The following is a 23,291-nucleotide window of genomic DNA, read 5'->3' on the forward strand; positions in this document are numbered from 1 at the left end:
TGGCGGCTCAGTGATCAGCGTCCCGCTCGAGAACCAAGATCCCCGTCAAGGACACGCTGTTCGCCTCCCATTAGGCGGCTAAGCCAGCTGCGGGGCCTTGCCGGCCTCGGCCAACCACTCGCTGCGCAACTGCGTCAGCGTGCCGTCATCGCGCAGCGCGTCGACGGCCGAGGACACACAGGCCGTCAGCCCGCTGCGCTTGGCGAGCACCGCACCGAACTGCTCCGCGGCGTCGCTGGCGGCAGGCAATTGGCCGACCATCATTCCGTTGCGCAGCTCGCTCGCGACCGTGAACGCCGTCGGGAGATCGGCGACCAGCGCGTCGATTTCGCCGGTGCTGAGCGCGAGCTTCGCATCGCCGGTCGTGTTGTACACCTCGACCGCCTTGCGTCCGCCGACCGCCAACGCCGCGGTGTGGCTGGTGCTGCCGACCTGCGCGCCCAGCCGTAGCGTCTTGAGGTCGTCCAGGCTCTTCACCCTCGCCGCGGGTGAGTTCCTGACGGTGACGACGGCCTGGTTCACGTCGAAGTAGGGCGTCGTGAAGTCGACGGCGGCCCTGCGCTGTTCGGTGATGGAGAACTGGTTGAGGTTGGCGTCGAACGTCTTCGGGCCCGATGCGATGGCCTCGCTGAACGGCACCCGCACCCATCGCACGTCGCTCTGGGCGTAACCGAGCCGATCGGCGATGGCGTAGGCGAGCGCGGATTCGAACCCTTCGCCGCTGGCGGGGTTGTCGCCCATGTACCACGGCGGGTACACCGGCTGATCGGTACCGAAGGTGAACACGCCTTTGTAGAGGGTCTCCAACCTGTCCTTCTGGCAGTCCTGGGGGCGCGGCGCGCTGTAGGGCTCGGCGGTGGGTGCGCAGGCCGTCACGGTCGCGAGGGCGGCCAGCAGCACGCCGAGCTTCCTGACGATGCGCATGGGGCGCATCATCGCCCGGCGCACCGGTGACGCGCCAGTCCGGGCGTGCAACGGTTCGCTACCGATTCGACCATCAGATATCGACCACCGGATATGGAGCGGCCCCCGAGCCGTGTGTTCCTGGCGGACAAAACCGAGGGGCTCGGGGGCCGGGTGACTGCGGGGAATTCGCCAGCGCGCGCAGGACGCGAAGAGCCGTCAGCTCATTCCCCTGGCGCTGCTAGCTCGCAGCCACCTCACAAGTCCATAAGTCACTCAAAATCTCGGACCACCTCCTCTCCTGTGTACGAGCGACGGTACTCGCGCACGCAGGAGGCGACAACCGAATTGTCGGCGATTCAGCGTTCAGCGATCACAGACGATCGCGGCGTCGACGAGTTCGGAGAACTCGGCCGCCAACGGGCTCGCCGGCAGCGGCTTCCCGTCGAGGGTGTGCACCCGCGCAGCCAGTGTGATGCTCGACACCAACCAAACACCCTGCGCGGTAAGCAGATCCGCTGGCCGTAGCGCTCGGTAATCGCAGTCGTAGCCTTTGTCCCTGGCGACCTCGAACAGCGCCTGCTGCGTGGTGCCGCGCAAGATCGGAAACCACGGCGGCGGAGTGAAGAACGCGATGTCGCCCGCGCCCGGCTCGGACTCCGCCGCGATCACTACCGTCGAGCGCGGCCCCTCGAGGATGAAACCGTCGGAGCCGACGAAGATCACGTCCCCGGCCCCGTTTCGTTCGGCGTGCCGCAGCGCGGCCATGTTGACCGCATAGGACAACGTCTTCGCACCTGCCAGCAGCCACGGCATCGCGTCGATGCCGTCGGCGGAGAGCCCGCGCGCCAGCGTCAGTGCCGCAAGGCCGTTGCGACGCACCTCGCCCACTCGCCCGGGCAGTGCGCCGATCGTGGCGAACGCGGTCGGGGGCGAACCGCTTTCCCGCCCACGGCTGTAGACCAACCGCAGCACGCCTTCCTCTCCCGTCGCCGCGGTCCACTGCGCCACCGCTACGGACACCGCCGAGCGCCAGCGCGAAAGGTCGGGGTCGGGGAGGTCGACCATCCGCGCGGACTGCGTGAGCCTGGACAGGTGCGCCTCGAGCAGGCATGGCCGCCCGTCGCGGATCAACAGCGTCTCGAAGACACCGTCGCCGCGGACGGCCGCGAGGTCGTCGGCATGCAGCAGCGGCGCCGCCGGGTCGTGCAGTTGCCCATCGAGCGTCACCACGACGCCGGGTTGGCCAGCCATGGGCCCAAAGCGTAGCCGCGGGGCCGCCGGACACCGAACGTAGAGTTGACGTATGTCAGCTGTGCCCGCCCCCGACACCGGACCCGACGCCGGAGCCGTCTGGCATCACGGCGACCCGCTCGGCGAACAGCGGGCGGCCGCCGACGAGGCCGTCGTCGTGGACCGCTCCCATCGCGCCGTGCTCACGTTGACGGGCGCCGACCGCAAGACGTGGCTGCACAGCCTCACCACCCAGCACGTGAGCGAGCTTCCCGACGGCGCCGTCACCGAGAATCTCAGCCTCGACGGGCAGGGTCGTGTCGAAGATCACTGGGTACAAACAGAACTCGGCGACGTCACCTATCTCGACACCGAACCCTCGCGCGGCGAGCCGCTGCTGGCCTACTTACGCAAGATGGTGTTCTGGTCCGACGTCGCGGTCGAACCGGCAGACCTGGCGGTGTTGTCGCTGCTCGGGCCGCGGTTGGGCGAGCCCGCGGTGCTCGATGCGCTCGGCATCGGTTCGCTACCGGCCGAACGGACCGCGGTCGCGCTCCCCGACGGCGGGTTCGTGCGTCGTCTCGACACCGACGGGATCGAACTCGACCTCGTCGTCCCGCGCGACCAGGTGCAGTCGTGGCTGCGCCGGCTCACCGACGCCGGGGTGCGGCCCGCCGGGGTCTGGGCGTACGAAGCCCACCGGGTGGCCGCGGTGCGACCGCGCCTCGGCGTGGACACCGATGAGCGGACGATCCCGCACGAGGTCGGCTGGATCGGCCCCGCCGTGCATCTGGACAAGGGCTGCTACCGGGGTCAGGAGACGGTCGCGCGGGTGCACAACCTGGGAAAACCGCCCCGGATGCTGGTTCTGCTGCACCTCGACGGCTCGACCGACCGGCCGTCGACCGGGGCTCAGGTGCTCGCCGGTGGACGGATGGTCGGCCGCCTCGGCACCGTAGTCGACCACGTCGATGAGGGGCCGATCGCGCTGGCGCTGCTCAAGCGCGGGCTGCCTGCGGACACCGAATTGACCGTCGACGGTGTGCCCGCGGGCATCGACGTCGATTCGATGCCACCGCCTGACGTCGCAGGTGCCGGGCGTCGCGCGGTCGAAGGGCTACGGGGCGGAACCCGCTGATCGCCGAGGGCCTGGCAGCAGACCGCAGCCAGGCACGGTAAAGTGTTGGCAGGACGATAAAAGACAGATCAGATCGGAGCCGCCTGCTAATCGGGCCGCTCCGTTATTGCGCGAGGGGGTCCCCCCATGGGCCGCGGCCGGGCAAAGGCAAAGCAGACCAAGGTTGCTCGTGAGCTCAAATACAGCTCACCGCAGACCGACTTCGAGCGGCTTCAGCGCGAGCTGTCGGGCGCTTCCGATAACGACCTGGCGGGCACCGACGCGGTGGCCGACGATTGGGTCGAAGAGGACGACTGGCGTCGCTGACCTCTAGAAGCGCGGGTGCTGCCCGACGAGCCTGGCTCGTGGGCCGTCTTTACCGCCCTTTTTGACCGTTCCCAGCGTCCAGCAGTTCAAGTGACGCGCGGTCAGGATCGCCAACGCGCGGTCGGTGTCCTCGGGTGCGACCACCGCCACCATGCCGACACCCATGTTGAAGGTCCGCTCCATCTCTGCGCGCTCGACCCGGCCACGCTGCCCGATCATCGCGAACACGGGTGCGGGAGTCCACGTGCCGCGGTCGATCTCGGCGACGAGGCCGTGCGGGACCACGCGTTCGAGGTTGCCTGCCAGCCCGCCGCCTGTGACGTGGCAGAACGTCCGCACCTGCGTCTCGGCCGCCAGCGCCAGGCAGTCCTTGGCGTAGATGCGGGTCGGCTCGAGCAGCTCCTCGCCCAGCGTGCGGCCGAACTCCTCGACGTGGCCGGCCAGGTTCATCCGGTCGATCTCCAGCAACACCTTCCGCGCCAACGAGTAGCCGTTGGAGTGCAGACCGGTCGAGGCCATCGCGATCAGCACGTCGCCGGGTTTGACCCGATCCGGGCCGAGCACGTCATCGGCCTCCACCACACCGACGCCGGTGGCCGAGATGTCGTAGTGGTCGGGTGCCATCAGACCGGGATGTTCGGCCGTCTCACCGCCGAGCAGGGCACAACCGGCCTGGAGGCATCCGTTGGCGATGCCGGCGACGAGTTCGCTGATCCGTTCGGGGACCGTGCGGCCGACGGCGATGTAGTCCTGCAGGAACAGCGGTTCGGCGCCGCAGACCACGAGGTCGTCGACGACCATCGCGACCAGATCGATCCCCACCGTGTCGTGCTTGTCCATGGCCTGGGCCACAGCCAGCTTCGTACCGACCCCGTCGGTGGAGGAGGCGAGCACCGGCTCCCGGTAGCCGCCGCGCAACGCGAACAGCCCGGCAAAGCCGCCGATGCCGCCGCGCACCTCGGGCCTGGTCGCCTTCTCGGCGAGCGGTTTGAGGAGTTCGACGGCGCGGTCACCGGCTTCGATGTCGACCCCGGCCGACGCGTAGGAGATGCCGGCAGGTTCGGCGCGTTCGGTCATCGCGGTAAAGGCTACCGGTGTTCGCCCCGCCGCGGTAACCGCCTTCGGAGGTATCACCGCAGCGCAGATGTCGCGCGATCCCCGGCGGTGTGACAACCTGACCGCTCATGACAGCAGTTCGCCGCAACGCGACGGCCATATGCGCGTCCGCGGCGCTTGCGCTGGCTGTGTTCGGCCCGGCCACCGCGTCCGCGACACCGTCGTCCGGGGTGCAGGCCGGGACGCTTGCCGAGTCGACGGTCGACGGGGTCGACTACGTCACCCGCGAGATCACCATCGCCCCCGGCGGCAGCACCGGTTGGCACTATCACGACGGCCGGGTGTACGGGCTGATCCGCGAGGGCACGCTGACCCACGACACGGCGGCGGGCTGCGCGCCCGACGGCGTCTATCCGCCCGGGGCGCCCATCACCGAGGTCAGCGGGCCGGGCAACGTGCACATCGGCCGCAATCTGGGGCCGACGCCGTTGGTGATGTGGGTGCTCTACATCAAACCCGCGGGCACTCCGCTGTCGGTGGACATGCCCGATCCCGGTTGCGGGTTTGATTGACGCCGAAACCGGCGATCCCGGCGGAGTGACTGACCATATTCGCTGCTTGGTGACGGGAGCGACCGGCTATATCGGCGGACGCTTGGTGCCCGCACTGCTCGACCGCGGGCACGCCGTGCGGGCGCTGGCCCGCAACCCCGACAAACTCGACGACGTGCCGTGGCGCGACCGCGTGGAGGTGGCGCGCGGCGATCTCGGCGACACCGACTCGCTGCGCAAGGCGTTCGCCGACATCGACGTCGTCTACTACCTCGTGCACTCGATGGGCACCTCGCCGAACTTCGTCGAGGAGGAGGCGCGCTCGGCCCGCAATGTCGTGGAGGCGGCCCGCGACGCGGGCGTCAAGCGCGTGGTGTATCTGGGCGGGCTGCACCCGTCGGGAGCCGACCTCTCCCCGCATCTGCAATCGCGCACCGACGTCGGCGAGATCCTGATCGAGTCGGGCATCGAGACCGTGGTCCTGCAGGCCGGCATCGTGATCGGCGCGGGTTCGGCGTCGTTCGAGATGATCCGCCACCTGACCAACCGCCTCCCGGCGATGACCACGCCGAAGTGGGTGCACAACAAGATCCAGCCGATCGCTATCGACGACGCTCTGCACTATCTCGCGGAGGCCGCAACGGCGACGGTCCCGACGTCGCGCACCTGGGACATCGGCGGCCCCGACGTGATGGAGTACGGCGAGGCCATGCAGGTCTATGCCGAGGTGTCGGGGCGGCGCCGCCGCGTGATGGTCGTATTGCCTTGGCTCACACCGACAATCGCGAGCTGGTGGATCGGGTTGGTCACGCCGCTGCCCGGCGGGCTGGCGCGGCCGCTGGTCGAGTCGCTGGAATGCGACGCGGTGATGGCCAACCACGACATCGACGATGTCATCGCCCCGCCCGAAGGCGGCGTGACCAATTACCGCGACGCGGTCGCGACGGCGTTGCAGCGGGGTCCGTTGCCGACCGACCCGCACTGGGCGCGCGTCGGTCTGTAGTCAGGGGCGGCGCAGCGCCGAGACGTTGTCGTTGTCGGACTGCAGAGGGATACCGCTCTTGGCGGCGGTCGAGAGCATGTGCTCGATCACGTTCTTGCCCAACGCCGATTCGCCCGGCAGCTCGATCGGGTACTTGCCGTCGAAGCAGGCGCTGCACAAGCGCGACGCGGGTTGCTCGGTGGCCGCGATCATGCCCTGCTTCGAAATATATCCGAGTGTGTCGGCGCCGATGGCGTGGCGCACCGCCTCGAGCATCTCGTCCTCGTCGTCGACGGCGTTGGCGATGAGCTCCGCCGGTGTGGCGAAGTCGATGCCGTAGAAGCACGGCCACTTGACGGGCGGGGATGCGATGCGGACGTGCACCTCCACCGCTCCGGCTTCCCGCAGCATCCGGACCAGCGCGCGCTGGGTGTTGCCGCGCACGATTGAATCGTCGACGACGATGAGGCGCTTACCGCGGATCACTTCCTTGAGCGGGTTGAGCTTGAGCCGGATGCCGAGTTGGCGGATGGTCTGCGACGGCTGGATGAACGTGCGCCCGACATAGGCGTTCTTCATCAGGCCCTGGCCGTAGGGGATCCCGGACTCCTGCGCGTAGCCCACCGCGGCGGGTGTGCCCGACTCCGGGACGCCGATGACGAGGTCGGCCTCGACCGGCATCTCCCTGGCCAGCCGCCGGCCGATGTCAACGCGGGTCGCGTGCACCGATCGGCCCGCCAGCGTGCTGTCCGGCCGTGCCAGATAGACGTATTCGAAGACGCAGCCTTTGGGCTCGGGGCTGGCGAAGCGGGTGGAGCGCACCCCGTCCGCGTCGATCGCGAGTAGCTCCCCGGGCTCGATGTCGCGGACGAAGGAGGCGCCGACGATGTCGAGCGCCGCGGTCTCCGATGCGACGACCCAGCCCCGGTCCAACCTCCCCAGCGCCAACGGCCGCACCCCGTACGGGTCGCGGGCGGCGTACAGGGTGTTCTCGTCCATCCACGTCAGGCAGAAGGCGCCGCGCACCGTGGGCAGCAGTTCCAGGGCGGCCTGCTCAAGGGTCGAATCGGCTGCACCGTGGGCCAACAGCGCGCCAAGGATGTCGGAGTCGGTGGTCGCCGCGGGAGCCCCGCGGGTGTCGAGCAGTCCGGCCTCCCGCGCGCGGGCCGCGAGTTCGGCCGCATTGACGAGGTTGCCGTTGTGCCCCAGCGCGACGCCCGTACCGGCCGAGGTGTTGCGGAACACCGGCTGGGCGTTCTCCCAGGTTGTCGAACCGGTGGTGGAGTAGCGGCAGTGCCCGATCGCGACGTGGCCCTCCATCGCGGCCAGCGTCTGCTCGTCGAACACCTGGCTGACCAGGCCCAGATCTTTGAAGACCAGCACCTGCGAACCGTCGGCCACGGCGATGCCCGCCGCTTCTTGACCGCGGTGCTGCAGAGCGTACAAGCCGTAGTAGGTGAGCTTGGCGACTTCTTCACCCGGCGCCCAGACGCCGAATACACCACACTCTTCGCGGGGTTCTGGATCGGTCTGTTCGCCGGTCACGATATGGCTGCTCCGGGGGGAGGACGGCTGATGCCACGAGTCTACGGGTATCGGCGACCGGGAACGAAGCCGCGGAGCGTGTCGTGGGACACGTTGCTGCCGACGTCGCCGCATCCCTGCAACACCGCGGTGTGGTCGGTCCTCGACCGACGCCGAACGTTCTACCCGCGCCTGAGCGCCTGGTTCTTCGTGTTCCTGCGGATGTTCCTCGGCAGCCAGATGTTCTTCTACGGGCTCGGCCGAAGTGCTCGCCGGGGTTCTCCTCTTTCTGCCGTCACCATGTCGTTGCAACGCATGGATCTAAACGTCTTCCCCCTGCGCACGCGTGGCTTCAACTGGGTTCAGGACTATCCCTACTTCCGGTGACCGGCGTCGACCCCGGGTCGACGAGCGGCAGCCAGTCGCCGATCTCGCCGGCGCGCGAGCCCGACAGGACCAGCGTTCCGCTCGCTGCGGCGTCGGCCACCGTCGTCAGCCCGGCGGCCAACAACAGCCACGTCCGCGGATCGGTTTCCACGACGTTGGGCGGGTTACCGCGGCGGTGAGCCGGGCCCTCGATGCACTGCACAGCGACGAACGGCGGGACACGGACCTCCACGCTCGAGCCCGGCGCCACCGCCGCGAGGGTGCGCGCGGTCAACCGAACCGCTTCAGCGACTTCGGTGCGTGACGGTTCAGCCTGAGACTCGTCGCGCAACCATGCGGCCAGCTTCGCGACTGCGGCACGGGTCTTCGCCGGATCGGCCGTACGGTCCCTTCGAGCGGTGGCCATAATCTACTGTCTCAAAGTGTTTGTCGACCGCAACAAGCCGCCGTACAAGGTGGCCGGTGCGGTGCTGCTGATCGTCGCCACGGTCGCGGCGACGCTTCTCTACCTTCAGTTCCGCGGTGACCTGAGCCGTAAAACGCAGCTGCTGTTGCTGTCGCCTCGCGCAGGCCTGGTCGTCGAGCGGGGAGCGAAGGTGACATACAACGGCGTGGAGATCGGGCGCGTCGGCGCAATCACCCACGTCGACAGCGCCGACGGTCAGCAGGCGCAGCTGTCGTTGGACGTCAATCCTCGCTACCTGGAACGCATTCCGGCGAACGTGACGGCCGAGATTCGGGCCACCACAGTGTTCGGCAACAAGTACATCTCGCTCGAGTCACCCAAAGACGCTTCGCCACACCATATATCGCCGGGTGATGTGATCGAGGCATCGGCGGTGACGACGGAGTTCAACACAGTCTTCGAGACGGTCCTCGCGCTCGCCGAGAAGGTCGACCCGATCAAGTTGAACCAGACGTTGGCGGCGACGGCCGCAGCGCTCAACGGCGTGGGTGGCGACGCCTTCGGCGAGTCGCTCGTCAACGGCAACCGAATCCTCGACGATCTCAACCCGCGCATGCAGTCGCTGCGTAGGGACACCCGCCTGCTGGCCGATCTCACCGAGGTGTACGCCGAGGCCTCTGGCAACCTGTTCGACGGCTTGCGCGACGCGGTGACGTCGGCGCGCACACTCAACGAACACCAGGCCGAACTCGACGCCGCCCTCATCGCGGCGCTCGGCTTCGCCGACGTGGCGGCCGATACCTTCGAACGCGCCGGACCATATCTCGTGCGCGGCGCCGCCGACCTGGTGCCGACCTCGGAGCTTCTGGATTACCACAGCCCTGCGATCCTCTGCTCGATCCGCAAGTACGCCGAGGTGCAGCCCAAGGTCGCGAAGACGTTGGGCGGCAACGGGTTCTCGCTGACCGGCGGTGGCGGCATCCTGGCCGGCGCGGGCAATCCGTACATCTACCCCGACAACCTGCCGCGGGTCAACGCCAAGGGTGGGCCGGAGGGCCGACCGGGGTGCTGGCAGGACATCACCCGCGACCTGTATCCGACGCCGTATCTGGTGATGGACACCGGCGCCAGCATCGCCCCGTACAACCACCTCGAATTCGGCCAGCCGCTGTTCATCGAGTACGTGTGGGGCCGCCAGATCGGCGAGCTCACGATCAACCCGTGAGGACGTCAGTGGGGGAAGCCGAAAAGCCTCACCACGCCGTGGTCGCGTCCGGCGGTGTAGCCGCCGTCGACCGCGATCGCCTGGCCGGTCACGAACGACGCATCGGGTGATACGAGAAACGCTGCCACCGAGGCGATCTCGTCCGGCCTGCCGCGGCGCTGCAGCGCATGCTCCTCGGTGATCGACTGCAGCGGCCCTTCCATGCCCTCGAGACCCATCACGCTGTGCAGCATCGGGGTGTCGACGAAGCCGGGGCAGATGGCGTTCGCCCGGATACCGCTGGGGCCGTAGTCGAGTGCGATGTTCTTGGTCAGCAGTACGACGCCGCCCTTGGCCGCGTTGTAGCTGCTGCCTCCCGCCGTGCCCTCCAACCCCTCGATGCTGGCCAGGGTGACGATCGACCCGCGTTCACCGTCCACCCGCGGCTGCTCGATCATCTTGGCCAGCGCGGCCTTGGCCACCAGGAACGTCCCGGTGAGATTGACCCCGATGACGCGGTCCCACTCGGCGCGGTCGAGCAGGTGCACCGGCCCGCCGCCCGCCACGCCCGCGGCGTGCACGACACCGTCGAGGCGCCCGCTCACGGCGGCGAACAGCGAATTCACCGCGGCCTCGTCGGTGACGTCGGTACGGACGAAATCGAAACCGTCGCCCGGGTTTTCGTGTGGCTCGGCCACGTCCGCACCGATCACGGTGCCCCCCTCGGCGAGCAGCCGCTGCGCGGTGGCCAGGCCGATGCCCGATGCCGCACCGGTCACGACGAAAGTTTGCGACTGGGCGCGTCCGGATGTGCTCATGCTCGGGACTCTATGCGCCGCTGAACGGTCAGGGCCGCTAATGCCGCCGCTTCGTTGGCGGCCAGGTGCGCCAGCATCGGTGCGATCAGGCTGCCCGACCGCGCGTGCAGCCACCCGAACATCCACCCCGCTACACCGGTGAACACGACCGTGCCCAACACGGGGTTGCAGGTGATGCGGGCATCCATGATGTGCCACAGACCGAACGCCACCGACTGCAGCAGCCGTCCGCCGGCGGGCGGAAACGCGGACTCGGCGGCGTGACCCAACAACGCCCGGTAGGCGACCTCCTCGGGCCAGACAGTGCCGATCGGGATGTCGCACGCCATCCACCGCAGCGGATGGTCGGGCAGGTCCCGCGCGGCCATTCCCTGTCGTACCGGCGGGATCGCGGTCGCGACGGCCACTCCGAGCGCGATCGGCGCCGCGGCGGCGAGGCCGTAGCGCAGGCCGGACCACAGGGCCGGCGGGCGCAGCCCCAGTGGGGGACGAACGAGCGCGTAGAGGACGGCGCCCAACGCGGCGTTCCACACCGGGTGAAACCGCACCCGCGGCGCGACGAAGCTCCACGCGACCAGGGCGGCCGCGATCGCGACGGCGCGAAACCTCGCCCAGGCCATCAGTATTCGGGTCCGTCCTCGGACTGGGTTTTGGTCAGGGCGGTGCGGATCCGCTCGGTGTCCTCGGGTGTCCAGCCTTGCGGAGGTGCGACAGCGGCCCACCCGTCGAGGACCAGATCGCCGTAGTTGTGGCCGTGCCCGTCCGGCACCGAGCTCGCGTTCGTCATATCGGCGGCCACCTGTCCGAACGTGACGATCGGGTACCACCTCATCGACGCGGTGCGGTCGCGCCCGGGCGGTTCGCGTAGCCAGTCCGGCCGGGTGAACAGGAGGTCGGGCGACCACCACACGATCGGATCGGACGGGTGCTGCATGAACAGCACGCGCGTGCCCTCCCATGGCTTGGCGGTCACCTTCGCGATCTCGCGCGGATCGGTGCCCTGGGAGAAGCGCACGGTGCGGCCGTTGTCGTAGCGCGGCTCGACTTCAGGGGTTCCCGGATCGCGGCGTTCGGTGATGGCCCTCCACAGCGGGCTGGCGTTCGGCGGGCCAACCCACAGCACCGACGAGAAGCCCATGCGGGAGATGTCGGGCAGCCAGTCGAAGGCGCCCTGGCCTGCCATCGAGCCCAGACTCTCCCCGTACAGCACGAGTTTGGGCCGCCGGTCCTCCGGAAGTCGTTCCCAGCGTTGGTGGACCGCGACGATCATCATCCGTCCGGATTCCATCGACTTCTGCTGGTCGCCCAGGAAGGAAATCCAGCTCGGCAAGAACGAGTACTGCGAAGCCACCAGTGCGGTGTCGCCGTTGTACATCATCTCCAGCGATCGGGCCGCCACGGGGTTGACCCAGCCGGTGCCGGTGGTGGGGATGATCACCAGCAGCTTGCGTTCAAAGGCGCCGGTGCGCTCGAGTTCACTGAGTAGCACCGCCATTCGCTGCTCATCGGTGTCGGCGGTCTGCAGTCCGACGTAGACCCGGATCGGCTCCTTGGCGGGCGCGCCGTTGATTTCGGTGAGCTCGTTGGCGTGCGGACCGGTCGCGACGAAATTGCGGCCTTGATAGCCCAGCGTGTCCCACGCCGCGAACGACTCTGGGCTGCCTGATCTTTCGGGTTCGAGCGGTTGAACGATGCCGGCCCTGGTCGTGGTGTTCTGCGGCTGGAACACACGGTTGGCGCCGGCGAGGAAGCCGCGGACCAGGACACCGTTGATCAGCGTGATGGCGAGCACCACGACGATCGCGGTGCCGATGAACAGCGCCACCTCGTCGTGCAGGTGCCACCGCCGGATCAAGTACCGGGCCATCGTCTTGATGATGTCGAGCAGCACTCGCGCGGTGGCCACACAGACCGCGCCGATGAACGCCGCGAGCACCAGCGTGCGCAGATACCCGAGCGTGGTGGGGCCCTCCAAGCCCATCACCGCCGACACCTGGCGCTGCCAGGCCGCGGCGGGGATCACCATCAGCACACACGCCGCGAGCGCGAGCAGTACCGTCACGGTCTCGGCCGTCCACAGCACGCGCCTCGACGGCGGCCACCAGCCACGGCGGCGTAACACAAAGCGGCGCAACATTTTTGCGACGAAAACGCCGATGCCGTAGCCGATGGCGGCGTTGATGCCGCCGATGAGCCCGGCGAACAGCCAGTCGCGTGGCAGCAGCGACGGGGTCAGCGACAGGCAGAAGAGCAGCGCACTGAACGCGATTCCGACGAAGTCGAGGCGGACCAGGCTCCACGCCCAGACGTAGAGGGGGTGTCGTTGTCGGGTCGGCTCACTCACCCGAACAACCCGGGCAGCACGCTTTCCGACGTGCTGCGCAGGTCCTCCAAAGTGACGGTGAACAGGCCCTGGACCTCGACTGCATTGCTGGCCTGGTCCACCACGCCGATGCGGGCGGCGGGCAGCCCGCGGGCCTCGCACATGGCGCGGAAGCGGCTCTCCTCGGTGCGCGGCACCGCGACGAGCACCCGGCCCGCCGACTCGGAGAACAGCGCGACGAAAGGATCTAGACCCTCGGGAAGCACGATGCGGCAACCGGTTTCGCCACGCAGCGCGGCCTCGACCACGGCCTGGATCAGCCCACCCTCGGACAGGTCGTGCGCGGCGGAGACCAGGCCGTCGCGCGATGCGGAGGTCAGCACCTCGGCGAGCAACTTCTCGCGCGCGAGGTCGACCTTCGGCGGCAGCCCGCCCAGATGGTCGGCGGTGACCTGGGCCCAGACCGATCCGTCCAATTCGTCGCGGGTCTCGCCCAGCAGCATCAACGTCTCGCCGGGTTCGTCGCCGAATCCGGTCGGAATGCGGCGCCGCACGTCGTCGATCACACCGAGCACACCGACGACCGGCGTCGGCAGTATCGCGGTGGTGCCGGTCTGGTTGTAGAAGCTCACGTTGCCGCCGGTGACCGGAATGCCCAGTGCCGCAGCACCATCGGCCAAACCGCGCACGGCCTGGCTGAACTGCCACATCACGCCGGGATCTTCCGGCGAGCCGAAGTTCAGGCAATTCGTCACCGCGACCGGTGTGGCTCCGGTGACCGCGACGTTGCGATACGCCTCGGCCAGAGCCAACTGTGCCCCGGTGTACGGGTCGAGCGCGGTGTAGCGACCCGACGCGTCGGTGGAGATCGCGATACCGCGACCGGTGGCCTCGTCGACCCGCAACAGGCCGCCGTCGGCATCCTCGGCCAGCACTGTGTTGCCGCGCACGTAGCGGTCATACTGTTCGGTGATGAACGCACGGCTGCACAGGTGCGGGCTGCCAAGCAGCGCAAGCAAAGTGGCCTTGAGTTCGTCGCCCGTCGAAGGCCGCGGCAGCGTGGCGGAGGTGTCGGCGTTGAGCGCATCCTGCGTCTCGGGCCGCTGCACCGGCCGCTCGTAGACCGGGCCCTCATGGGCGACGGTGCGCGGCGGCACGTCGACGACCGTCTCGCCGTGCCAGGTGATCTGGAGCCGGTCGCCGTCGGTCACCTCGCCGATGACCGTGGCCAGCACCTCCCACTTTTGGCAGACGGCCATGAACTTCTCGACGTTCTCGGGCGTGACGACCGCGCACATGCGCTCCTGCGACTCGCTCGACAGGATCTCGGCGGGTGTCATGTTCGCCGCCCGCAACGGGACGGCATCCAGCTCGATGCGCATACCGCCGTCACCCGCGGAAGCGAGTTCCGATGTGGCACAGGAAAGTCCGGCTCCACCGAGATCCTGGATGCCGACGACCAGGTCGGCGGCGTACAGCTCCAGGCAACACTCGATGAGCACCTTCTCCATGAACGGGTCGCCCACCTGGACGCTGGGCAGCTTCTTGCGACCGGCCGAGCCGCCCTCGTCGCCGCCGAACGTCTCGCTGGCCAGCACGCTCACGCCGCCGATGCCGTCCAGACCGGTACGCGCACCGAACAGGATGATCTTGTTGCCGGTGCCGGAGGCGAACGCCAGGTGCAGATCCTCCTTGCGCAACACCCCGACGCACAGCGCGTTGACCAACGGGTTGCCGCCGTAGGACGCGTCGAACACGGTCTCGCCGCCGATGTTCGGCAGTCCCAGAGAATTGCCGTAGCCGCCGATGCCGCGCACCACCCCGTCGACGACACGGCGGGTGTCGGGCGCGTCGGCCGCGCCGAACCGCAACTGGTCCATCACCGCCACCGGGCGCGCCCCCATCGCCATGATGTCGCGCACGATGCCGCCGACTCCTGTCGCGGCGCCCTGATACGGCTCGATGTAGGACGGGTGGTTGTGCGACTCGACCTTGAAGGTGGCGGCCCAACCGTCACCGATGTCGACCACGCCGGCGTTCTCTCCGATGCCGGCCAGCATCGTCTTGCGCATCGCCTCGGTGGTGGTCTCGCCGAAGTACCGCAGGTGCACCTTCGACGACTTGTACGAGCAGTGCTCACTCCACATCACCGAGTACATCGCCAGTTCGGCGTCGGTGGGCCTGCGACCCAGGATCTCGCGGATCCGCTGGTACTCGTCGTCCTTGAGGCCGAGTTCGCGGAACGGCTGGGGGTGGTCGGGAGTGGCGGCGGCTCTGTCGACGGTGTCGAGGGTGTGGGTTAGCTCCGACGTCACGAGGCCATTCTAGGTTGTGACCTGCGAAACGCGCGGGCGGCGGCGGCTAATTCCAGACCTGCGTGAGGCCATCGGCGATCGAAGCGGGGTCCTGCGAATCGGTGTTGCAGCTCACCGCCACCGACCACCCCCGATCGCGGCTGATCCGGAACTCGGTGACGAACCCGCCCCAGGCGCCGTCGTGGCCCAGCGTGCCGTCGGCGTATTCGTAGATACCGGCGCCGTACCGGTCGCCGTCCGGAGTCTCGACCGCCCCGGCGAGTTGCGCGCCCAGCAGCTCTCGACCGCCGACCTTCCCGGTGCGGTAGTTGTCTGCCCAACGCACGAGCTGGCTCGGTGCGGTCTGTATCGAACCGTCTCCGACCTGCTCCCACGCGCTCAGGGTCGGGGTGTAGGCGCCATCGTCCTCGGTGTAGGGCACCGCGGCGCCGGGGACGGGATGACCGGGATCGAGGATCATGTCCAGTTCGAGCGGCGAGAAGATCTGCGCGGACAGGAACGTTGAGAGCGGTTGTCCCGCCACCCGTTCGACGATCTCGGCGAGCAACAGGTAGTTCGAGTTCGAGTATTCGAAGGCCGTGCCCGGCGAGAAGTTCAGTTCACTCACGGTCGACAGTGCCCGAAGGGCGTCGGCGTTCGTCGTCCGGTCACTCATTGTGTAGCCGTTGTCTTCGAGCAGGCCGAGATAGTCGGGGACGCCGCTGGTCTGGTGCATCAGCTGCCCGACGGTGACGGTGTCCGCCCATGGCGGCAGCCCGCTCACGTGCGTCGCCAGCGGATCGTCGAGCGTGAGCCGGCCACGGTCGGCCAAGAGCAGAATTGCGGTGGCGGTGAACTGTTTGGATACCGAGGCGATGTCGAATTTGGTGTCGGTCGTGATCTCGGCGCCGGTGGCGGTATCCGCGATCCCTCGCGCGCCCACCCAGGCCACGGCACCCTCGACACCCACCGCCGCGGAGCATCCCGGCGCGTCGGCTGCGACGGCGTCGTTCAGCACGGTCTGGCTGCGGACGGCGCGGTCGTCGGACTCGGTCGCCGCCTCGACGCTCTGTGCTTCGTTCGCGCAGCCGCCGATCACCAGGATGGTCGCAAGGGCCGCCGTCGCCGCCCGAGCCGGTCGGGTCACGACGACGACGTTAGAGGGCGCCCCCGCTTTTAGGGCCGTGACCTGCGAAACGCGTGCGCGGCGGCGGGGGCGGTGGCGCCGTGCAGCACGACACTGCCGAGGACGACGATGACGACGGCCATCAGCACCTCCCGTTCCGCCTCGCCGAGCAGCACATTGAATGCCAGGAGACCGAAGACGATCGAGGTGGTGCCCCGCGGGCCGAGCCAGCCGACCAGCAACCGCTCCGGCCAGGTGAACGGCGAGCCCAACAGGGCGATCACGACCGGCACCAGCCGCACGACCGTCAACGCCAGCAGGCAGTACAGCACCAACCACCAGCTGAGGCCCAGCGTCAGCGCCAGCACCGCGGTGGCGCCGACGACGAACCACATCACGATGGTGAGCAGGTATCCGATGTCGTCGACCAAAGCCAGTTCGGCCTGCAGTGCCGACGACCGCCGCAGGTAGTGGAACGCGATGCCGCAGACGAACGCGGCGACGAACCCGTTGCCGTCCACCGCCAGGCTCAGCCCGAAGGCGAGCATCGGTGCGGCGACCAGAATCAGCCGCTTGCTGCGGTCGGTCATCGCGCCGCGGCGCTCGGCGAGGTTGGTGAGCAGGGCCAGCGCGGCGCCGACAGCTAGGCCGACGAGGATGGCCTTGATCGCCTGGGGCAGGGCCGACGCCAACGCCTCCATGGGTGTCGAGGCGTGCGACCGGTCGCCCACCACGGCCAGGGCGAAGATGAACAGCGGCGAGATGATGCCGTCGTTGTAGCCGGCTTCGACGTTGAGCACATCGCGCACCCGCTCGGGCACCCGCTCGTCGCGCAGAATCGACGCCGCGGGCGCGAAATCCGTCGGCACCACCACACACGCGAGGACCAGCAGCACCGCCCAGGGCAATTCGGGCAGCAACCACAGCCCCAGGGCCAGCGCTGCGGCCAGGCTCAGCGGGAGCGCAATGAACAGCAGCCGCATCGCGGCGCGCGGATCCCTGCCGAACAGCCCGCCGCGAATGTCGGTGGCGTCGACGAAAAGCAAAATCGCCAAGATGATTTCGGCGGTGTGCTGAGCCACCTCGGTGTTCAGCGAATCGGCCAGCCCGTCGCGCGTGGTGAAGCCGACCGCGATGCCCGCGAGCACCAGGACCATCGGCGCGGTCAGCCGCCATTGCTCGAAGCGCTTGGCACCCAGCGCCCACGCGGCCAGCACGGCCGAGACGGCGATCAGTGAGAGCAGCACGCCGGCGATCTTTCCAGCGGATCGGCGTCGCTACCCGGCGACGGGACGGATCGGTCAGGGATGGTCGGCGGAACCGATGCAGAATTCGTTGCCGTCCGGGTCGGCGAGCACCACCCAGCCGAAGTCACCCATGCTGTGCCGCCCCGTTTCAGTGGCGCCGAGTTCGACCAGCCGCTTGACCTCGGCCTCGGCGTCGGGAGAGCCGAAGTCGAGGTGAACGCGGTTCTTGCCCGGCGTGGGGTCGTCGACCTTCTGGAAGCCGAGACCGGGACCGCCGTCGGGACGGGAGACGGTGACGAAAAAGCCTGGTGCCAACGGGTTTACCTGCCCACCAAGGGCGCGGGCCCACCACTCGGCGAGCCGGTCGGGGTCGGTGCTGTCGAAGGTCACGTTCACCATGGCGAGGGGCATGGCGCCGACCCTAGATCAGCGCGGTGACAGGAACGCCGTCAAGGCCGCCGCGTACGAGACGACGTCGTCGGCACCCATCACCTCGCGAGCCGAATGCATGGCCAGCTGCGGTGCGCCCACGTCGACGGTCGGGATCCCGGTGCGGGCCGCCGTCATCGGTCCGACCGTCGACCCGCACGGCAGGTCGGCGCGGTGTTCGTAGCGCTGCAGCGGCACTCCGGCCTGCGCGCACGCCAGCGCGAACGCGGCGGCTGTGCGTCCGTCGGTGGCGTATCGCAGGTTCGGCTGCACCTTGAGCACCGGACCGGCGTTGACCTCGATGAGGTGCCCCGGCTCGTGGCGCTCCGGGTAGTTCGGATGCGTGGCGTGGGCCATGTCGCCGGAGGCCACCATCGAGCCGGGCAGCCGACGCAGGAAGTCCTCGCGGCCGCCGCCCTCGCTGAGCGTGATGCGCTCGAGGACTGTCAGCAGCAGATCCGACTGCGCGCCGTGATCGGACTGCGAGCCGACCTCCTCGTGGTCGAACAGGACCAGCACCGGTGTGTGCGCGCCGGGGTCTGCCGCCAGGAACGCTTCCAGCCCGGCGTAGCAGGTCGCCTGGTTGTCCAACCGGGGCGCGCTGACCAGGTCGCGGTCAGCGCCGACGAGCCGCGACGGTGTCAGATCGTGCGTCATCAGATCGGCGCCCAGCACGTCGTCGGTAGCCACCCCGGCACGCTCGGCGACGAAGTCTGAGAAGGAGCGGGGGCCGCTGCCCGCACCCCACACCGCGTTGACGTGGCGCTGCGGATTGAGCTCGACGGCCTTGCGGTCCTCGGCGAGATGGATGGCCAGCTGGGGTACCCGCAGGATCGGTTCGTCGATCCGGATGAGCCGATGCTCCAGCCCGCTGCCGGTACGCACAGACAGCCGCCCGCTGACGCCGAGGTCGCGGTCCAGCCACGAGTTCAGCCACGCACCGCCGTACGGCGCAAGCGCGACGACGCGCCACCCCGAGACGAACCGGTCGGGGTGCTGTTTGACGCGCAGGTTCGGGCTGTCTGTGTGGGCGCCGACGATGCGGAACGACGCGTTACGTCGGCCCGGGTCCGTCCGCCAGGCGATCAGCGATCCGGCTCGCAGGACGTAGAAGTCGCCGTGGGTGGGCCAGGGGTCGGCTTCGGAGAGCTCGCGAAAACCCGCGTCGCGCAGGCGGGCCGCCGCCGTTTCGCAGGCGTGATACGGCGACGGGGACGCGTCGATGAACTCGCACAGGCTCTGGGGGCTAGCTGCCATCTCTTCATCTTTGCGGGTGTTTCAAGATCGTTTGACGATAGGGTCCTGTTGTGCCCGAGATCCAACCGCAACCGGTGCTCGAACCGTTGACGCCTGCGGCGGTCTTCCTGGTGGCGACCATCGCCGACGGCGGGGAGGCGACCGTGCACGATGCGCTTCCGGACATCTCGGGGCTGGTGCGGGCCATCGGATTCCGCGATCCGGCCAAGCGGCTGTCGGCGGTGACGTCGATCGGTTCGGACGCCTGGGACCGGCTGTTCAGTGGCCCGCGGCCGGCCGAACTGCATCCGTTCGTCGAGATCCGCGGCGATCGTCACCACGCACCGGCCACCGAGGGCGACCTGCTGTTCCACATCCGCGCCGAATCGATGGACGTGTGTTTCGAATTGGCCACCAAACTGGCCGAGGCCATGGAAGGCGCGATCACCGTCGTCGACGAGACCCACGGTTTCCGGTTCTTCGACAACCGTGACCTGATGGGTTTCGTCGACGGTACCGAGAATCCGGACGGTCCGCTCGCCCGCTCGGCCACCCAGATCGGCGACGAGGACCCCGATTTCGCGGGCGGTTGTTACGTGCACGTGCAGAAGTACGTGCACGACATGCCGTCGTGGAACTCGCTGTCGGTGGAGGAGCAGGAGCGGGTAATCGGCCGCACCAAGCTCGACGACATCGAACTCGACGACGCGGTCAAGCCGGCCAATTCGCATGTCGCGCTCAACGTGATCGAGGACGACGACGGCAACGAACTGAAGATCGTCCGACACAACATGCCGTTCGGCGAGATCGGCAAGGGCGAGTTCGGCACCTATTACATCGGCTATTCACGGACGCCGTCGGTCACCGAGCGGATGCTCGACAACATGTTCATCGGCGATCCGCCCGGGAACACCGATCGCATCCTGGACTTCTCGACCGCCTTGACCGGTGGCCTGTTCTTCACGCCGACCGTCGACTTCCTCGATGATCCTCCCCCACTGCCCGGTTCGGTCGCCGCCGATGACGACGCACCGACCGCGACCGTGACATCTCCCGCCGAGTACGAGGGCTCGCTCGGCATCGGCAACCTGAAAGGAACCCGCTGATGAACAACCTGTACCGCGATCTGGCACCGATCACTCAAGAGGCGTGGGCCGAGATCGAGCTCGAGGCGGCACGAACGTTCAAGCGCCACATAGCCGGTCGGCGCGTGGTCGACGTCAGCGAGCCCGGCGGGCCCACCACCGCCGCGGTCAGCACGGGTCATCTGCGCGACGTGACACCGCCCGGCGACGGTGTGGTGGCGCATCTGCGGGAGGCCAAGCCGCTGGTCCGGTTGCGCGTGCCGTTCACGGTGTCTCGCACCGCAATCGACGATGTGGAGCGCGGTTCGCAGGATTCGGATTGGGACCCGGTCAAGGACGCCGCGATGAAACTGGCGTTCGCCGAGGACCGCGCGATCTTCGAGGGATACGAGGCGGCGTCGATCGAAGGTATCCGGGCGTGCAGTTCGAACACCGCGCTCGCGCTGCCCGACGACGAGCGCGACATCCCCGACGTCGTCTCCCAAGCGCTGTCGGAGTTGCGGCTCAGCGGTGTCGACGGCCCGTACTCGGTGCTGCTGTCGGCCGATGTGTACACCAAGGTCAGCGAGACCACCCAACACGGCTATCCGATCCGCGAGCACCTCAACCGGCTGGTCGACGGCGAGATCATTTGGGCGCCGGCGATCGACGGTGCGTTCGTATTGTCAACGCGTGGCGGCGATTTCGACCTGCAGCTGGGCACGGACGTGTCGATCGGCTACCTGTCGCACGATGCGGGTTCCGTCGAGTTGTATCTGGAGGAGACGCTGACGTTCCTGTGCTACACCGCCGAAGCCTCGGTGGCCCTGACGCCCTAGTCCTCCTTGGAGCGTGAGCCTCGCGGTCAGGCGGGCGTCAGCACCGCGTCCAGCGCGGAGTAGAACAGGCCGAGGCCGTCGTCGGATGGACCGGTGAGCGCCTCCGTGGCGTGCTCGGGGTGCGGCATCAGGCCAACGACGCGGCCGTTGGCCGAGCTGATGCCCGCGATGTTGCGCTGGGAGCCGTTGGGGTTGTCGCGATAGCGGAACACCACCCGGCCTTCACCCTCGAGTTCGTCGAGCACCTGGTCGCTGGCGACATAACGGCCCTCACCGGACTTCAGCGGGATCAGCAGATCGGCGCCCTTCTCGAAGCGCGTCGTCCACGCCGAGGTGTTCGACGCCACCTCCAGCCAGATGTCGCGGCACACGAAATGCAACCCGGCGTTGCGGGTCAACGCACCCGGCAACAGACCGGCCTCGCACAGCACCTGAAAACCGTTGCAAATGCCCAACACCGGCATACCGCGCTCGGCCCCGCGGACGACCTCACCCATCACCGGCGCGAACTTGGCGATCGCGCCGGCCCGCAGGTAGTCGCCGTAGGAAAAGCCGCCGGGCACCACGACGGCGTCGACGTTCTTCAGGTCGGCGTCGGCGTGCCACAGCGGAACGGCCTCGGCGCCCGCCAGCCGGACCGCGCGCGCGGCATCGACATCGTCGAGCGTGCCCGGAAATGTGATGACGCCCACACGAGCGGTCATGGTTGCTCCCTACTCACCGACCAGTCCTCGATCACGGTGTTCGCCAGCAGCGACTCCGCGATCTCGGCCAGGGTGGCGTCGTCGATGCTGTCATCGACCTCGAGCTCAAAACGCTTGCCCTGCCGGACATCTGAGACGCCGTTGAAGCCCAGACGGCCCAACGCGCCGACGATCGCCTGCCCCTGCGGATCGAGGATCTCCGCCTTGGGCATCACGTGCACCACCACCCTTGCCACGCGTCAACTGTACCGGCGGTTGAAGCGCACGCGACTCACCGGCACGAACCGAGGTAGGCCTCGCACAACGGGCTCGCCAACGCATCGAGAACCTGCGCGTCCAACACTGCGGGCCAGGGCACCTGCAGAGGCAGCGTCGACCACAGCGCAAGCTCGACGATGCTGCCGCTGGTCGGGTGGGCCAGCAGGTACTGACGCACCACCTTCTGCCCGGCGACGCTGATCACCGCCGCCACCCGCTCGGGTTCGGCCGTGGTGATCGACGGCGACACCAGCGGGGCTGTCAGCTGACACGTTCGCAGACGAGTCTGCGCCGAATCGAGCACCGATGTTGTGAGCGGGCCGTTGTACGCGACATCGCCGCGCCAGTGCAGCACTTGCGCCCGCAACTGCCATTGACCAGCGGGATGGTTGATCTGCGCACGCGATGCCACCACGTAGTCGCGCGGGTCGCCCGGCACCGGCGGGCTGGCGCAGAGCTCCTCGAACATGAACCGCGGCGCCGGCGCGTTGACGGCCAGGCCCGCCAGCCCCGGCCAGCGGTACACCGGAAACAGGGGAAGCGCGTCGGATTGCGGCCACGCGACGTCGGGAATCGCGTCGCAGATCGGCGGGCACACGCCCGGCACCGCCCCCGACGTCGGGGCGGGTCCGGGGCCGGCGGTCAACGCCAGGCCGAACGTCGCGAGGGCCACCGCAAGCACCAATCGCACGACTCAAGTACCCCCTGAAGACGGCCTGCGCCGCCACAATATAGGCATGCAATTGACCCATTTCGGACATTCCTGCTTACTGGCCAATTTCAAGGGCAAATCCGGTGGTGAAGCGACAATCCTGTTCGACCCGGGTGTTTTTTCGCACGGATTCGAGGGCATCACCGGCCTGTCGGCGATCCTGATCACCCATCAGCACCCCGACCACGCCGACACCGACCGGCTGCCGGCCCTGCTCGAGGCCAACCCGCAGGCCGCCCTCTACGCCGACCCGCAGACCGCCGCACAGCTGGGTGAGCCGTGGCGGGCGGTCAACGTCGGCGATGTCCTCACCATCGATCACCTGACCGTGCGCGGCGTCGGCGGCAAGCACGCCGTCATCCACCCGGAGATCCCGGTCATCGACAACATCTCCTACCTCGTCGACGACGGCACCCATCGAGCCCGGCTGATGCATCCCGGCGACGCACTGTTCGCGCCCGGCGAACCCGTGGACGTGCTCGCCACACCCGCCGCCGCGCCCTGGATGAAGATCTCCGAGGCCGTGGACTACCTGCGCGCGGTGGCGCCGA

General features: G+C 68.5%; 25 protein-coding genes. 9 read left to right on the forward strand and 16 right to left on the reverse strand.

The window, feature by feature from the left end; genetic code table 11:
- Positions 1-78 precede the first annotated feature (78 nt).
- Both A5698_RS12145 and A5698_RS12150 read right to left on the reverse strand, forming a co-directional pair.
- Positions 79-924 (reverse strand): ABC transporter substrate-binding protein, encoded by an 846-nt coding sequence (locus A5698_RS12145; RefSeq protein WP_084792418.1) that lies wholly within the window; start codon positions 922-924, stop codon positions 79-81.
- A gap of 345 nt (positions 925-1,269) precedes the next feature.
- Complete coding sequence (locus tag A5698_RS12150) at positions 1,270-2,157, reverse strand: aminodeoxychorismate lyase (protein WP_068296897.1); 888 nt, start codon at positions 2,155-2,157, stop codon at positions 1,270-1,272.
- A gap of 52 nt (positions 2,158-2,209) precedes the next feature.
- On the opposite strand from A5698_RS12150, the gene ygfZ reads away from it, so the two are divergent.
- Together ygfZ and A5698_RS12160 are read left to right on the forward strand one after the other, a co-directional pair.
- A complete protein-coding gene (gene ygfZ, locus A5698_RS12155; RefSeq protein WP_068296899.1) occupies positions 2,210-3,274 on the forward strand; it encodes a CAF17-like 4Fe-4S cluster assembly/insertion protein YgfZ in 1,065 nt (354 codons plus the stop codon).
- 126 nt (positions 3,275-3,400) lie between these two features.
- Positions 3,401-3,580, forward strand: a complete 180-nt coding sequence (locus A5698_RS12160; protein ID WP_067288331.1) for a DUF3073 domain-containing protein — start codon at positions 3,401-3,403, stop codon at positions 3,578-3,580.
- Between the two features lie 3 nt (positions 3,581-3,583).
- On the opposite strand, the gene purM is transcribed toward A5698_RS12160, so the two are convergent.
- Complete coding sequence (gene purM / locus A5698_RS12165; protein ID WP_067288326.1) at positions 3,584-4,657, reverse strand: phosphoribosylformylglycinamidine cyclo-ligase; 1,074 nt, start codon at positions 4,655-4,657, stop codon at positions 3,584-3,586.
- A 107-nt stretch (positions 4,658-4,764) separates the two neighbouring features.
- Between purM and A5698_RS12170 the strand changes: the two genes are divergently transcribed.
- Together A5698_RS12170 and A5698_RS12175 are read left to right on the forward strand one after the other, a co-directional pair.
- Complete coding sequence (locus tag A5698_RS12170) at positions 4,765-5,208, forward strand: cupin domain-containing protein (protein WP_068296905.1); 444 nt, start codon at positions 4,765-4,767, stop codon at positions 5,206-5,208.
- Positions 5,209-5,233: 25 nt separating this feature from the next.
- A complete protein-coding gene (locus A5698_RS12175; protein WP_068296908.1) occupies positions 5,234-6,190 on the forward strand; it encodes an NAD(P)H-binding protein in 957 nt (318 codons plus the stop codon).
- On the opposite strand, the gene purF is transcribed toward A5698_RS12175, so the two are convergent.
- Positions 6,191-7,714, reverse strand: a complete 1,524-nt coding sequence (gene purF / locus A5698_RS12180; protein ID WP_067288316.1) for an amidophosphoribosyltransferase — start codon at positions 7,712-7,714, stop codon at positions 6,191-6,193.
- Positions 7,715-7,744: 30 nt separating this feature from the next.
- Here purF and A5698_RS12185 point away from each other — a divergent pair, with 30 nt between their 5' ends.
- Complete coding sequence (locus A5698_RS12185) at positions 7,745-8,080, forward strand: hypothetical protein (protein ID WP_156670722.1); 336 nt, start codon at positions 7,745-7,747, stop codon at positions 8,078-8,080.
- On the opposite strand, the gene A5698_RS12190 is transcribed toward A5698_RS12185, so the two are convergent.
- Entirely contained in the window at positions 8,046-8,486 is a 441-nt protein-coding gene (locus tag A5698_RS12190; protein ID WP_068296914.1) for a sterol carrier family protein, read from the reverse strand. The genes A5698_RS12185 and A5698_RS12190 overlap by 35 nt on opposite strands.
- A 16-nt stretch (positions 8,487-8,502) precedes the next feature.
- Here A5698_RS12190 and A5698_RS12195 point away from each other — a divergent pair, with 16 nt between their 5' ends.
- Positions 8,503-9,711: an MCE family protein gene (locus A5698_RS12195; protein ID WP_068296917.1), complete on the forward strand. Its 1,209-nt coding sequence runs from the start codon at positions 8,503-8,505 to the stop codon at positions 9,709-9,711.
- A 5-nt stretch (positions 9,712-9,716) separates the two neighbouring features.
- Here A5698_RS12195 and A5698_RS12200 read toward each other — a convergent pair whose 3' ends face one another.
- The 8 genes from A5698_RS12200 to A5698_RS12235 are packed head-to-tail and all read right to left on the reverse strand — an operon-like array spanning position 9,717 to position 19,184.
- Positions 9,717-10,508 (reverse strand): SDR family NAD(P)-dependent oxidoreductase, encoded by a 792-nt coding sequence (locus tag A5698_RS12200; protein ID WP_068296920.1) that lies wholly within the window; start codon positions 10,506-10,508, stop codon positions 9,717-9,719.
- Positions 10,505-11,128: an Rv0804 family intramembrane glutamic endopeptidase gene (locus tag A5698_RS12205; RefSeq protein WP_068296923.1), complete on the reverse strand. Its 624-nt coding sequence runs from the start codon at positions 11,126-11,128 to the stop codon at positions 10,505-10,507. The genes A5698_RS12200 and A5698_RS12205 overlap by 4 nt, the downstream gene beginning before the upstream one ends.
- The gene (locus tag A5698_RS12210) at positions 11,128-12,852 is read right to left on the reverse strand and encodes an alpha/beta hydrolase (RefSeq protein WP_068296927.1); all 1,725 of its coding nucleotides are present in this window, start codon (positions 12,850-12,852) and stop codon (positions 11,128-11,130) included. Before A5698_RS12210 ends, A5698_RS12205 begins: the two co-directional genes overlap by 1 nt.
- Positions 12,849-15,146 carry a phosphoribosylformylglycinamidine synthase subunit PurL gene (gene purL / locus A5698_RS12215; protein ID WP_068296930.1) on the reverse strand — a complete coding sequence of 766 codons (2,298 nt, stop codon included), beginning with the start codon at positions 15,144-15,146 and terminating at the stop codon, positions 12,849-12,851. Before purL ends, A5698_RS12210 begins: the two co-directional genes overlap by 4 nt.
- A 46-nt stretch (positions 15,147-15,192) precedes the next feature.
- Positions 15,193-16,272 carry a serine hydrolase domain-containing protein gene (locus A5698_RS12220; RefSeq protein WP_068296932.1) on the reverse strand — a complete coding sequence of 360 codons (1,080 nt, stop codon included), beginning with the start codon at positions 16,270-16,272 and terminating at the stop codon, positions 15,193-15,195.
- A 29-nt stretch (positions 16,273-16,301) separates the two neighbouring features.
- Positions 16,302-17,498 (reverse strand): cation:proton antiporter domain-containing protein, encoded by a 1,197-nt coding sequence (locus A5698_RS12225; RefSeq protein ID WP_068296935.1) that lies wholly within the window; start codon positions 17,496-17,498, stop codon positions 16,302-16,304.
- A gap of 54 nt (positions 17,499-17,552) precedes the next feature.
- Positions 17,553-17,909: a VOC family protein gene (locus A5698_RS12230; protein WP_067080777.1), complete on the reverse strand. Its 357-nt coding sequence runs from the start codon at positions 17,907-17,909 to the stop codon at positions 17,553-17,555.
- A gap of 15 nt (positions 17,910-17,924) precedes the next feature.
- Positions 17,925-19,184 carry a M18 family aminopeptidase gene (locus A5698_RS12235; RefSeq protein ID WP_068296938.1) on the reverse strand — a complete coding sequence of 420 codons (1,260 nt, stop codon included), beginning with the start codon at positions 19,182-19,184 and terminating at the stop codon, positions 17,925-17,927.
- Positions 19,185-19,234: 50 nt separating this feature from the next.
- Between A5698_RS12235 and A5698_RS12240 the strand changes: the two genes are divergently transcribed.
- Entirely contained in the window at positions 19,235-20,269 is a 1,035-nt protein-coding gene (locus A5698_RS12240; protein WP_068296942.1) for a Dyp-type peroxidase, read from the forward strand.
- Positions 20,269-21,066, forward strand: coding sequence for a family 1 encapsulin nanocompartment shell protein (locus tag A5698_RS12245; protein WP_068296944.1), 798 nt, complete (start codon positions 20,269-20,271; stop codon positions 21,064-21,066). Before A5698_RS12240 ends, A5698_RS12245 begins: the two co-directional genes overlap by 1 nt.
- A gap of 26 nt (positions 21,067-21,092) precedes the next feature.
- Here A5698_RS12245 and purQ read toward each other — a convergent pair whose 3' ends face one another.
- From purQ to A5698_RS12260, 3 genes are read right to left on the reverse strand one after another with little or no spacing between them, the layout of a single operon-like run.
- On the reverse strand, positions 21,093-21,770 hold the full coding sequence (purQ, locus tag A5698_RS12250) for a phosphoribosylformylglycinamidine synthase subunit PurQ (RefSeq protein WP_068296947.1): 678 nt from the start codon (positions 21,768-21,770) through the stop codon (positions 21,093-21,095).
- Positions 21,767-22,006 (reverse strand): phosphoribosylformylglycinamidine synthase subunit PurS, encoded by a 240-nt coding sequence (gene purS, locus A5698_RS12255; protein WP_067288256.1) that lies wholly within the window; start codon positions 22,004-22,006, stop codon positions 21,767-21,769. The genes purQ and purS overlap by 4 nt, the downstream gene beginning before the upstream one ends.
- 35 nt (positions 22,007-22,041) lie before the next feature.
- Positions 22,042-22,701 carry an ATPase gene (locus tag A5698_RS12260; protein WP_353651818.1) on the reverse strand — a complete coding sequence of 220 codons (660 nt, stop codon included), beginning with the start codon at positions 22,699-22,701 and terminating at the stop codon, positions 22,042-22,044.
- Between the two features lie 64 nt (positions 22,702-22,765).
- Here A5698_RS12260 and A5698_RS12265 point away from each other — a divergent pair.
- Positions 22,766-23,291: MBL fold metallo-hydrolase (locus A5698_RS12265; RefSeq protein WP_068296954.1), on the forward strand; the 526-nt coding region annotated here is incomplete at its 3' end.

This window comes from Mycobacterium sp. E136 (assembly GCF_001666865.1).
Classification (GTDB): domain Bacteria; phylum Actinomycetota; class Actinomycetes; order Mycobacteriales; family Mycobacteriaceae; genus Mycobacterium.